The following is an 11992-nucleotide window of genomic DNA, read 5'->3' as shown; positions in this document are numbered from 1 at the left end:
CGCTAGCCGTAGTAGGCGAAACTGCAGGTGGGGCGCGGTTCGGTCTTGAACGACGCCAGCTTGCCGTCGAGGATGATGGTGCAGGTGAGTTCTTCGTCGCCGGCGTCGGCGCTGACCGAGGTCTCCACCTCGTCGTAGACCGGGTACTGCCTCTCCCACGGCAGGCGCACGTTGGTCTCGGTCTGTTCCGGCTCGCCGTTGATGCGGTAAGTGATGGTGACCGGGGTGTCCGGCGCGCCCATGACCTTCATGGTCGCGGTACCCACCGGTGGGCCGCCGGGCGCGGGCGTGCTCGCGGTCGGCAGCGGAATCCGGGTCAGGGGTGTCGGCAATGGCGGCAGCGTGGCGGTTGCGGGAGCCTTGACGGCGACAGGCTTGCCGCCGGTGCCGTGCGCACATCCGGCATACGTGACGGATAGAACCAATCCGGCCAGGGCAGCAACGACGCGAGCAGACTTCGTCACCGCCGCAGCCTATGTCGCGCAGGCACTGGGCGATGCGGATCGACTCGCACCGGCAGGAACACCGCACAACGCCATGTCATCGGTGGGCCGTTGCGCCTCAACCTTGCGCGAGCGTGAATCGGGAGGGGTGACCTCACGTTAACCTTTGGTCGTGGCGCGTCGCCGCCTTTGCCAGGAGGTATCACCCATGCGGTCTTTCACCGTAGCCGTGGTCGTGACGGTTGCCGCCATGCTCGGTTGTCCCGACATCGCGGGGGCGGCCCCGACGGATTACTGCGCCGAGCTCAAGGGCGGCAATACCGGCCGCACGTGTGAGATCCAACTCTCCGACCCCGGGTACAGCGTCGACATCAGCATCCCGCTGAACTACCCAGACCAGAAGCCGATCGCCGAGTACATCGCCCAGACCCGCGAGGCGTTCCTCAACACGGCCAGGTCCGGCGCGCCTCACAGCGCACCATCCGAGTTGAGCATCAAGCCGACGGAATACACCTCATCGATCCCCCCGCGCGGCACGCAGACGGTGGTGTTCACGGTGAACCAAAACGTCGGCGGGGCACAGCCACAGACGAAGTACAAGGCGTTCAACTGGGACCAGACCTATCGCAAGGCGATCACCTTCTCGGCCGCATCGGACGACAAAGAACATGCGCCGTTGTGGCAGGTGGATGATCCGCTGAAGACCGTCGCGCCGATCGTCCAGGCGGAGCTGCAGCAGCAGCTGGCACCGCCGTCCGCCGACCCAGGACAGTCGACGACGACCACGTCCACCACGGCGCCAGCACCGTTACCGTTCGCACAATCCGCGCTGTATGACCCCGCCAACTATCAGAATTTCGCGGTGGTCAACGACGGGGTGATCTTCTTCTTCGACCAGGGGGTGTTGTTGCCCGCCTCGGCCGGGGCGTTACACGTGCTGGTGCCCCGGTCTGCGATCGACCCGATGATCGCCTAACGACTCCCCGGTGACATTGCGCTGCGCAGTTGAGTGCGTCTCACTTGTTGTGGTCCCGGCTGGGATCGAATTAGCCAATCGGGTACGCTAGATACACCGTCTGACCAGCGGTTTCCGTTGTGCGCCTTAGCTTTTCGCCGCGTTCCATGAACCAATACGCACCACCAAAAACCAAGGGTATGCTGTTCTAGATAGCCCACAGATAGCCCGGTACAGCTACCCCGCTGGTCAGCTACTCCCCCGGCTGTGACGCTAGCAAAATTGAATAGGCACGAATCAACACCACCGATTGAACAGGTAGGGAAACAATGACGCACTATCGCGTTTGGATGCTTGACCGCATGACCGGCGAAAGTTGTACCACCGTAGTCGAGACTGCCGACCCCAACGAGATTCAGAGTCTTGTTGACAAACGCGGCGATCTGCCGATCCCCTACCCGGTGGTTACCAACATCATGGAGGTTGAGCAATGAGCGGCAAAGAGGGTCGGCGCGGTTGGGGATGGATACGCAAGCGGTCAAGCGGTCGTTACCAAGCGTCTTACGTCGGGCCGGACAACATGCGTCATTTTGCGCCGAACACCTTTGAGCGCAAGATGGACGCTGAAGAATGGTTAGCCAACGAACGTCGCGGGATCGAAACGGCGATAGCGCAGGTACGTAGCGGCAAGACACCGCGTCTTGATTGGGTCAGCCCGAAACAGCGCGAACTTGCTATCGCGGCGATGCTTGAGCAAGACAAGACGCTTGAAGAGTACGCAAAGCAATGGATAGCACAGCGAAACCTTAAGCCACGTACCACGATTCAGTACACAACGCTGCTTGAAAAGCACATAGCGCCAAAGTTGGGCAATGTCCTAGTGCGCCAGTTGAACAGCGCGACTGTTCGCAACTGGTATGCCACCACGTTGAAAGATCGGCCGACGTACCGTTCTCACGCTTATCAGTTGCTACATGCGATCTGTAAAACCGCCGTTGCCGATGACTTGCTAGACAAAAACCCTTGCATGATTGAAGGTGCAACGTCCGTCAAAGCCAAGCGGCAAGCTGTAGTTCCCACGGTTGCACAGCTCGCAATCATTGCCGACAAGATCGAACCGAAATTTAAAGCGTTGGTTCTGATTTCGGCATGGTGCGGTCTGCGTTTCGGCGAGGTCATCGAACTACGTCGCAAAGACATCAGCGATGATTGCGAGGTCATCACCGTTGCACGCGGTGTAACCCATCGGGCCGGTGAAACACGTTGCATCATCAGCACACCGAAATCGGGCAAGGGCCGAACGGTCATAGTTCCCAAGCTATTTCGTGACGACATTCAATCGCACCTAGATACCTACGTCGGCCCGGACCCCGATGCACAGTTGTTCGTGCCTGTTCGCGGTGGTTGCCACGTTTCCGACCGTGTTGTCCGCGATGCGTTCCGTTTGGCTTGCGATGCTGCTGGCATCACCGGCATGAGGATTCACGACATGCGGCACTTTGCAGGTCACCAGACCGCCCGCGTTGCCAACTTGCCGGAAACAATGAAGCGGCTAGGACACAGCACGTCTACGGCATCGCTGCGCTATCAGGGTCAGGTTTCGGGCCGTGACGTAGAGATTGCCGCTGCGTTGTCGGCCCTTGCGAACGTGCCCGAATTGCCTGACGATTCAACAGCGGCAGAAACAGCGAATGCCCTTGAAAAACAAGCGGTTTAGTAGCGCGGCTGTGTCAATACCAGCCGGGACCGTCGGCGTTACCGCAGGTCAACGCACCTAATCGGCATCGCTGGCCCGCTGGCGGGCTATCTATGGGCTATCAGCTAGCGGTGCGTTCGCTCGCTGGCCCGCTGGCCGGTTTAGCCAACCGGCCCGCATGGGATGGGCACCGGCCAACCGTGAACGTGCGCCAGAGGGCCGTACAGCCGCCATTGCTCACCGGTCAGACCGGCCCGGTGGTAGTGCCCGCAACGCGCCAATGCGAGCGTTGGTCACGTTCGCCAGCCGCACGGCATCATCCCCGGTGACGTGGTGCATTGACCTCGCGGTGCGCTGTTCGTGGCTGTGCGTGGACGCTGGCGGGGCGTAATCGCCATCGCTGACCGGGCCGACGTGTTCGCTCGCGGGCATCGCGGGGGCGGTGTGGTAATCCGGTTGTGGCTCTTGATAATTCGAGCCAATTGAATCGTTGAGCATGGAATCATGCGAAACATCTTGGTACGGCGGGCCGCTCACGATGTCATCAAAGACGGTTTCAAACGAGGTCATCGGCCCGACCTCTACTTGCGTCGGTTTGACTATGCCCGCACGGTTCAATGAGTCTTTGATTGCGTCAAGTTGAACCGCTGGCGGTCTGTTGTCATCGAAAGCAATCTCTAATTCCTTGCCTACCAATCGATTTGCCGCCATCTCGATCCGCACGCGAGCTTTGTTCTTTACGTGCCTAGTCGCACCGCCGTGTGTTCGGCAGACACTACTACCGTTGATGGCAAACTTGCGGCACTGCTCACCGCGTCGATTTGTTGCGGTGCAACGTCTTTCAGGCTTATTGGCGTAGCCCTTTTCATAGTGTGCTGCATAACCTTCGGGTCGATCTTCCGGTGCTATTCCACCGTAGGGCGTTTTGATACGTTTCTGACTCGACGCGCTGTCTCTTGTCTGCCCATCGCGGCCCGTATCCACTACCGCCGGTAGGTTCGCAACCGAATCACCTGTAATTCCCAGATCTTCGCGAATCTTCGCTAGTTCATTCTGAATATCCTCCTCACTCATTCCAGCATCACGCATCATCTTGATAGCCCGATTACGCTTACGCTTGTACTCCGCTCGCTGTTGAGTATTCATTGTCTAACTCCGTTCCCTGTCTGCCGCCAACGTGTAAACACGTTCGCTATCACTAGGCTCTAAATTCACCACACCACCGCTACCGCGATGCGCGGAGTCCTCACCAACTACGTTGGCTCGCACCTTACGATTCCCGCAGCTATAATTCGGCTCGCTATCTTCGATACCTCGCGGGTAGCACCAACTAGGCACGTAAAGCGTTCCACCGCACAGTAATTCAATGCATCTAATACCAGCCGGCCAAATGACCTCATGCACCACACCGCATGTCGAACAATCAACCTCTAGCGTTCTCACTCCGTTTTCACCGTAGGTCACACTTTCAACTGTCATGCTCTACCGCCAAAGCGATCAGAACATCTAGCCTCTGAACCAATGCCCATAGCGCAATTCCCATCTCAGACAAGTGTTTGTTGTCGTCATCCACAAACGCACCGTCAACGTCTGGCACCGGAATCATTCCTTGCATCTTTACCTACTCTCTTCAATCATGTTGTTTCTCACTATCTTTCAGACGTATACCAGGTCAGCTAACCCTCATCACCGTGGACACAAGGGTGGACAATCACGCACCGTGGACAGGTGGACAGGGTGGACACGCCTTGTGCAAAACGCTGAAAACCCTTCAAAAAATTCATTTGTCCTGGGGTTTTGTTCTCGGCGGTGTCTCGATTTTTGTCCACACTGTCCACCCTTGTCCACGGTGTCCACTTGTCCACGGTGTGCCAATCGGCAAACTCTTAGTCACGGTCGATCATTCCAATCATCAATCCATCTGGTCCCTTATTCGTTGCGGGGTAAACTTCAACTACGCCATCATCTGCCAGTGCTTCTATCGCGGCGTCAAGATATGGCCTGTCGCGAGAAGCAAACTTCTTGCGTAACTCATTGCGGCGCATGTCCATTGGTGCCGCTTTAAGATGAAAAATGATCTTTTCCCGCACTCTAATGACGGCTTGCTCTTCCTTGGTTGTCTCCGTTACGTCGGCCATGATGCCCTGCGATACCGCGACGCTATGTCTCCGTTGACTGACGTTGGTAGCAATCAGATTTCGGGTATCTTTGCGTAACCTGTCGCTAACGTCTAAAAGATGGCCCGCTAGCTGCCAATCCAGCTCTGTAATCTCGCGTGTTCGCTTGTGTAGAAACATAAGCGACGCGGCGGTTTTCAACTGGCTTAAGATGCGGTGCCCGTTTTCGGTGTCATCAGTCAGGCCGCGTCGCAACGCCGCGTAAGCCTCATCATCGATTGCGCGACGTGCCAATTCTGGAATTTGTAGACTCTCAAATGAATTCGGGTCAGCGCGAACGTTCAACTGCGCCAACCGTGCAACTTCGGGGTCCGGTGGCGTGAACTTGATTTTTGAATTCTTTAGCTCGCGAAGCTCTGGCCACGCGCTGAGCTTATGCTTGGCTTTCGGTTCATCTGGCCGCACTTTCGGCGAACTTGGATCAGCCACCGGCAACCACAAAATTCGTTGCGGTGTACCAACTTCGGCGCCATCAAACAACGCCTTTGCAAGCATTGGCTGTATCCCGATGACGTAGCACAGACGATATCGGTGGTCCCGCAGCACAACAACTTTCGTGGCGTCGCTGAAATCGTGTCCCAAACGCTCACCAGACCAACCAGACCGAAACTCACTCATCATGGTGGAACCGTTGCGACCACCTGTTGCAAGCAATGTTTCGACTTCAGGTATGAAAGCAATGACACTCCATGCCTTTCCGATCTGCGTTGGTGGTGCTGGCTTATTTCTCACGTAGGCAAAGCATTTGGCTAGACCTTCGCCGCTGCCGGGTTTTGAAGCATCAACCATCGGGTCTACGGTTAACCAGTCGCGAGCTGCGGCGGTTGATGCGCTTTTAGTTGCACCGCTTGGACCTACCAGCCCAACAAAAAGATTCAAGCTGGCAAAGCTACCGCGTTCAGGTGGCAAGACGACATGCGGCGGAATTGCTGACGTAGCGAGGGTTAAAGCGTTGCCTAGCAAGGCATACGGGCCAATACGTCGCGAACGCGCAAACTGGCGAACATCTCGCATGATAGATGTTGATTCCCAAAAATCTTCGCTATCAAGCTCCGACACCGCTTGAGCGTCAATGTCATCGGCATCATGACTGTCCCAAATGCCCTTGGCGCTCTTGGCGTTTGGTGCTACCATCGGCCTATCTCCTTTGTCGAATAGCCCTAGCGTTTGATTTCCCGGTCTGGCGCTAGGGCTATTTGCTGAACTTGTCTCGGTACAGCCGCGAGTCGGTGCCCTTAGACCTACGTGAGCACGCTTCGATGTCATCGGTTTCGGCGTTCATTGCAGCCGTAGCGCACCAAACCGCCAGCGAATGAAACTCCCGAGCACTGCGGTTCCACAAGGGCCGCAACGTCTTGAGGACATCTTTAGCCGGTACAAAACCGATCACGGCCTCTGCCATACCGGCCTGCAAAGCTTTACGCATTGCGTCATGCGGGTTATTACCCTTGGCTAGCTCATTGCGGTAGATTCCGGCTTGCCCTTTGAGCTTGCCGGGATATTTCATCGTTGTGTACTTGGCGCAAAATTTGTCCAGATCAACAGCCGCACCAACACAACCGCTACCGCGATACAGGCCAGCGGGCAAGCGGGCCATCTTTCCGGCTCTGGCAACGTGGCGTGAATCGTTAGGGGAGGGCGGTAGAACCAAACCACCGCCGAGACAACGAATTTCGCCCCACTTATCCTTATGGTTACCGATTGCCGGTAATTCCGGCGGCAGGGCAAAAAAGTAGTGCCCACGGCGAACGTGTTCGTTTGGTCGGGTCAGAACGTGGGCCGTAGTCTCGCAGGCCATGCGGTGCGGCTTTGGAAATTTGTCGGGTCTGTCGATGTCCAAGACACAAGCGTTGAATCGCCCTGGACTAGTCGCGATGGCTTCAAAACCGCCTAAAGTTTTAGCCCACCGCCTTAGCGTCCGCTGATCTGTTGTGGCGTAGTCATACCAGCGCGAACCGTCCACTAGCCCTAAAAGCTCGCGAATACGTTTGTTACCAAGCAAGTTTCCGCACTCTTTGCCGTTGCCGGCCTTTGGGTCAAACGGTGCAACGGGTATTCCAGCGTCCGCGTAGGCCATAGCAGCGGCAAAGACACTTAAACCGTTGGTATCAGGTAAGCGGATCATATTGCCGAAACACTTGCGCTACGTGACGTTTCATCGGAAACGGGTCTAGATCACTCGTATAGTCCGGTCGCCATGGAACCTGATGGAACTTGTCACAGATCGCAGTAACCACCGTGAACTCACCAAAACCTAAGTGATACAGCCTTATTGAACTAGCATTTTCTCGACAGATGTCACAACGTTTTGTCTTCGCGTAGTGTTCGTGCGGTGCGGGTAATGCGACACGCGGGTCAAACGCCATAAGAAACGTACCGTCGCTACCGTCATCGCGGTTATCTAGGTGCTGTTCAACAACCAGTCTTGCCCACCAACGAAATTCTTTGCACTGCGGCGGCATCGCGCCGATTTCCTGCCAATCGTCCGGCATCACAACGGATAGACCATCATCCGGTTCCGCCTGTGAGGCAACCTGATTGAACACCTGATACTTTTCTGGTGAATCTAGGTAGCACGCATCTTTCATCCGCTGCGATAGCTCTGCCTTGCGCTGTTTATCTTCGTTGCTGGTCATGGTCTAGACCTGCTTGCAGGCAGCGAGCCAACGGTCAACGTCGGAACGTGCATAGTAGAGACGATTGCTAATTTTGGTCGGCTTCAACAGCTTTCGGCCCTCATATGTAGCGCGGCGAATCGTTCCCTCTGTAATGGTCTTGAGGTTACGAACTTCGCGGCAGTATTCGACTACCTCAGCGGCAGTGAAATAGACTTCATCAGAATCAATAGTCGGCGCAACGTGAGACACCTTGAATTTCCTTCCAATTGAATCGGCCCGAACCGGCCTAAGAGCACACCCATAGCGGGTGTGACCCCATCAGCATAGCGCGTGAAAGCCGTTGGTGCACAGGGTATTTCGGCGTGTCGCCCCTTGACGGCAGCGTGAGCAGCGGGCACACTGGCAATAGGCCAATAGGGTTGCCAGCCGCTTGGACGAGTACGGGAAGTCGGCGCGCCGACCCTGCGCGAACGGTTTAACCTTTCAGCGTTGCGCGCAGGGTCTACGGCGTTTTCTAGCAGACGTAACCGAAGGGTATTGAAAATGCTTACTAGTCAACGCGGTTGGCCTACCGTGCCGCCGTTCGGCGCAGAGGGCGGAATTGCCACAGAGTCCGACGCGCTTGTTTCTACGAGTATTGATGGCGTAGACCTCAATGTCATTTGGTCTGAAGTTCAGCAGACGTTGGCAACTTGGAACGCGGAGCGCGACGCGCTCGCTTCTTTGCTGAGCTATTCAACTATCAACACAGCTGAAGCGATCCCCCAATCGCGGAGTTTGGACCACTTCGAGCTAGCCAGCGAGCATGGTCAGCCCGAATCAATGCGTCCGCCAGCGGAATACGCGCTTATGGGGTTTGATTTTTACGATTACGACAAAGCGTCGCGTTGGACTCGCTTCGCTCTGCGGGACTCAACGCATGAGCAGATTCTTGCGACGCTGAACTATGCGCTTGAAGCTGACAACCGTCTAGTTAATTCGGCGATCTTGCATCAAATCTTCAATGATGGCGTGCGAACGAATGAGCACGGGCATACGGTCTATCCGCTTTACAACGGTGATTCGATGTTGCCACCCGACCATCTTGGCAAGCGTTTCAGCACAGCACATACTCACTACCTGGCTAGCGGTGGCACCGTGATTGATTCCGGCGACCTTGAGCTACTGGCAAAGACGGTGACTGAGCATGGTTTTGGGACAGAACCTAACGCGCAACTGTTGGCTTTGATGAATCCGGCGCAGGCAGAGGTTGTCAGTCAATGGAAAGCGGGTCAAGAGTCGGCAAGCGGTGTCGTCGCTAAGCATGACTATATTCCGAGTCAAGGTGCGCCAGCGTACTTTTCGCCGCAGGAAATCGTGGGCGAGGTTGCACCAGCGGCCTACGAAAAGTTGAAAATTCAAGGCAGCTACGGAAACCTTTGGGTTGTCGAGTCAGACTACATTCCAGAGGGCTACCTGACCGTGGTAGCAACGTATGGTGCCAACAATCCCGACAACTGTGTTGCGGTTCGCCAACATCCGAACGCGCAATATCAGGGATTTCGGACCATTCCCGGTAACAGCGAGTATCCGATTCAAGATGCGTTCTACACCAGAGCGTTTGGCACTGGTGTCCGTCGGCGCGGCCAAGCTGCTTGTATGCAAATCACCACGGAAACAAGCTACGAAGCACCGTCGATCTACGGTTACGTGTCTCCGGTCTAATGAAACGCAACAGCGGTGTCGGCCAAGTTGGGCCGTCATACGACGACGTAGACAGATTTTGCGATGCCTACCAACGGTCACAAGAGCCAAGCGAATTCGGGTTGCCGGAAAACTATTGCGATCCAAGCGATTACCGGCCAAAGGCGCCACGGTGATCGGTGTTGCTGGCATACCGATCATTGCGGGTATACCGTGACAGAACAGTTGCTACGCACCGCAATCCATGAGGCCGGTCATGTTGTCGCAACGTTGATGCTTGGCTACACGATTGCCGGTGTCAGCGTTGAACCGGGAGTAACTAGGCCCAACATCCCCGCGCCGCGAAAGTTCCGGTATTCCGCACAGCTTCGCGGTCGGGTAGAGCTGCCCGAAACCGAGCAAGAGGCAGAGCGTGCCCGGTATGCCGCTGATCTAGCGTTCATCTCTTACGGCGGGCCGTGGGCAACGGCCCGTCTGGATGGCGTAGAGATGGCAGCCGACGATTCAACCGACTACGAACGCTACGCAGACACACCGTCAGAGATTTTGGCCGGCTGGTCACAACAGCTTGAAAAACAGTGGTCCGCGATCAAACTGGCCGGAAGACGGCTGTACTTGGGTCACATGGATTACCGGCGTAGGCAAGCAGACCGCCAACGCCTGCGCCGACTCATCGATTGGTAGCCAAACCGTTCTCCGGAGAACGGTTTTTCGGGTCTGCCCGGTGCAATGACACCGGGCACGCTCATCAGGCAGCGAGCAACCCGCACAGCGGCCAGCAATCGCCATCCCAGCAGGTCGGCTGGTGAGCATCGCGGATAGCGGTGGGGGTTTGAATCGGGCACGATTCAATCCGCCAGATTGATTGCCCGACCGCCTAAGCTCGCGAACCATGATCTGTACTTTTCTGTCTCTTTCCGCTGACGCTTGGGCCGCGATAGCTCAATGGGTGACGGTCGGCATCGCTGGTGCTGCGGCACTGTTTGCATACCGCCAAGTAGGCGAAGCGCGCAAGACACGCGAAGAGGTCGCGCAACCCAACGTCGTGGTTTTTCCAGACATCAACCCGACGCAGTTTCATTACCTTGACCTGGTAATCAAGAACTTTGGACAGACACCGGCCTACAACATCACTTTGGACATTGAACCGCTAGAACACGCACCGTACGACAGCGCGATTACAGGCAAGAAGGTCACTTCGTTGTATGTACCGCCGGAGATTGTTGTCCTCGCACCGGGTCAGGAATGGCGCACGGTCTGGGAATCAGGCACGCGGCGGTCTGACTATGAAACGGTACAAAAACTACATTCACAGTTGGAGATGAGCGAGCTAAAGAGCGTGTTCAGCGGCACGGTCAACTACCAGGATCGCGACGGTAAAAAGTTCACTAACCCTATTCGCTTGGATATCAACACGTTTCGTAGCTCTATGCGGATCAAAGCGAAAGATTGAACCGCTGCTAACTACTCCGGTGCCGGTTCTGCCGGTGCCTTGACTGCACTGCCACAGCCGCCCGGTGGCGCAGGTGCGCCACCTTCAATCACACAGTCATAGCTGATGGGTGCAAAGTTTCCGGCGGTGAAAACTTGGTGCCAATACGAACCGTCAGGGTAACGCTCGCCATCGCAGAACCCGAAGACAAAACCGCCGTTACCGCCGGGACAGTTACCTACGCTGATGTTCGGTACGTGCGGGTCAAACGGTGACGGTGGCGGGTCAGCACTCGCGATAGGTGCGAAAGCGATTGCCGCACATAGCAATAGAATTCGTTTCATTCCGCGATTCCTTGTCTCTTGAGGTAGTTGAGAAATGATTGTATCTCTGCCGGTGCAAGGTAGACGCTGTTTGTCTTTTCAAGGCCGTTGTGTGCGTACAGCTCTACCTGATAGCTGTTGTGCGTGACGTACAGGCCGTCACCTAGATACGTTGGCGTAGTCATCGGGTCAAAGCCTTTACAAAGTCATCTAATTCGGCAGTGTCAAACTTCAAGAGCCGTTCGCCTACCCGGTGCGCTGGCACTTGACCTTTGGTGACGTACTTACGCAGCGTATTCTTTGATACGCCAAGGTATTTCGCGGCCTCAACCGTCGATAGATAGCGTTTCTCACTCATGGACTACCCTTTACAAACGTGGTTGGTTGTATAGCCAACGCTCTAAAGGCATGTCATCGGGACCGCTAGCGTTTTTACGTGACTTGAATACTCCGGTCAGTATTCGGCGCTCACGTCGGGCCGATTGCGATGGGCTAAACCGCTATGCCCGAACTTACCTGCGTTGGCACCAAAGGGCTACCTGTTGAGCCATATTGGACGGGGGAAACGCCGGTGAGCTTCGCGGATCGCGGTGTGGTGGTGGCGGCAGGTCAGCAAACAGGTCACGGCATCACCGGATAGCCCGTTGATAGCCCATCGGGCTATC

The 11992-nt window shown here is 56.1% G+C and carries 12 protein-coding genes; 6 read left to right on the top strand and 6 right to left on the bottom strand.

Annotated elements, in window-relative coordinates; all coding sequences use genetic code 11:
• Positions 1-2: 2 nt before the first annotated feature.
• Positions 3-464, bottom strand: coding sequence for a hypothetical protein (locus ACAG20_RS17935; RefSeq protein WP_370493539.1), 462 nt, complete (start codon positions 462-464; stop codon positions 3-5).
• Between the two features lie 187 nt (positions 465-651).
• On the opposite strand from ACAG20_RS17935, the gene ACAG20_RS17930 reads away from it, so the two are divergent.
• The 3 genes from ACAG20_RS17930 (at position 652) to ACAG20_RS17920 (ending at position 3115) form a co-directional block, all read left to right on the top strand.
• Positions 652-1419: an esterase gene (locus ACAG20_RS17930; protein ID WP_112687019.1), complete on the top strand. Its 768-nt coding sequence runs from the start codon at positions 652-654 to the stop codon at positions 1417-1419.
• Positions 1420-1727: 308 nt separating this feature from the next.
• A complete protein-coding gene (locus tag ACAG20_RS17925) occupies positions 1728-1892 on the top strand; it encodes a hypothetical protein (protein ID WP_370493538.1) in 165 nt (54 codons plus the stop codon).
• Positions 1889-3115 carry a tyrosine-type recombinase/integrase gene (locus ACAG20_RS17920; protein ID WP_370493537.1) on the top strand — a complete coding sequence of 409 codons (1227 nt, stop codon included), beginning with the start codon at positions 1889-1891 and terminating at the stop codon, positions 3113-3115. Before ACAG20_RS17925 ends, ACAG20_RS17920 begins: the two co-directional genes overlap by 4 nt.
• 216 nt (positions 3116-3331) lie before the next feature.
• On the opposite strand, the gene ACAG20_RS17915 is transcribed toward ACAG20_RS17920, so the two are convergent.
• The 4 genes from ACAG20_RS17915 to ACAG20_RS17900 all read right to left on the bottom strand — a co-directional run bounded on the left by ACAG20_RS17915 (position 3332) and on the right by ACAG20_RS17900 (position 7907).
• Entirely contained in the window at positions 3332-4240 is a 909-nt protein-coding gene (locus tag ACAG20_RS17915; protein ID WP_370493536.1) for a hypothetical protein, read from the bottom strand.
• Positions 4241-4980: 740 nt separating this feature from the next.
• A complete protein-coding gene (locus tag ACAG20_RS17910) occupies positions 4981-6405 on the bottom strand; it encodes a hypothetical protein (protein ID WP_370493535.1) in 1425 nt (474 codons plus the stop codon).
• A gap of 58 nt (positions 6406-6463) precedes the next feature.
• Positions 6464-7396: a bifunctional DNA primase/polymerase gene (locus ACAG20_RS17905; RefSeq protein ID WP_370493534.1), complete on the bottom strand. Its 933-nt coding sequence runs from the start codon at positions 7394-7396 to the stop codon at positions 6464-6466.
• Entirely contained in the window at positions 7380-7907 is a 528-nt protein-coding gene (locus tag ACAG20_RS17900) for a hypothetical protein (protein WP_370493533.1), read from the bottom strand. The genes ACAG20_RS17905 and ACAG20_RS17900 overlap by 17 nt, the downstream gene beginning before the upstream one ends.
• Positions 7908-8462: 555 nt before the next feature.
• Here ACAG20_RS17900 and ACAG20_RS17895 point away from each other — a divergent pair.
• From ACAG20_RS17895 to ACAG20_RS17885, 3 genes are all read left to right on the top strand, one after another.
• Positions 8463-9593, top strand: coding sequence for a hypothetical protein (locus ACAG20_RS17895; RefSeq protein ID WP_370493532.1), 1131 nt, complete (start codon positions 8463-8465; stop codon positions 9591-9593).
• 192 nt (positions 9594-9785) lie between these two features.
• The gene (locus ACAG20_RS17890) at positions 9786-10256 is read left to right on the top strand and encodes a hypothetical protein (protein ID WP_370493531.1); all 471 of its coding nucleotides are present in this window, start codon (positions 9786-9788) and stop codon (positions 10254-10256) included.
• Between the two features lie 208 nt (positions 10257-10464).
• Positions 10465-11025 (top strand): hypothetical protein, encoded by a 561-nt coding sequence (locus ACAG20_RS17885; protein WP_370493530.1) that lies wholly within the window; start codon positions 10465-10467, stop codon positions 11023-11025.
• A gap of 483 nt (positions 11026-11508) precedes the next feature.
• Here the strand turns inward: ACAG20_RS17885 and ACAG20_RS17880 are convergent, their stop codons facing one another.
• Entirely contained in the window at positions 11509-11685 is a 177-nt protein-coding gene (locus ACAG20_RS17880; protein WP_370493529.1) for a helix-turn-helix transcriptional regulator, read from the bottom strand.
• Positions 11686-11992 lie beyond the last annotated feature (307 nt).

The sequence above is a fragment of the Mycobacterium sp. pW045 genome, from assembly GCF_041287085.1.
Lineage (GTDB): Bacteria > Actinomycetota > Actinomycetes > Mycobacteriales > Mycobacteriaceae > Mycobacterium > Mycobacterium algericum_A.
The sequence above is the reverse complement of the archived record's forward strand: the minus strand, read 5'-3'. Positions and strand labels throughout refer to the sequence as shown.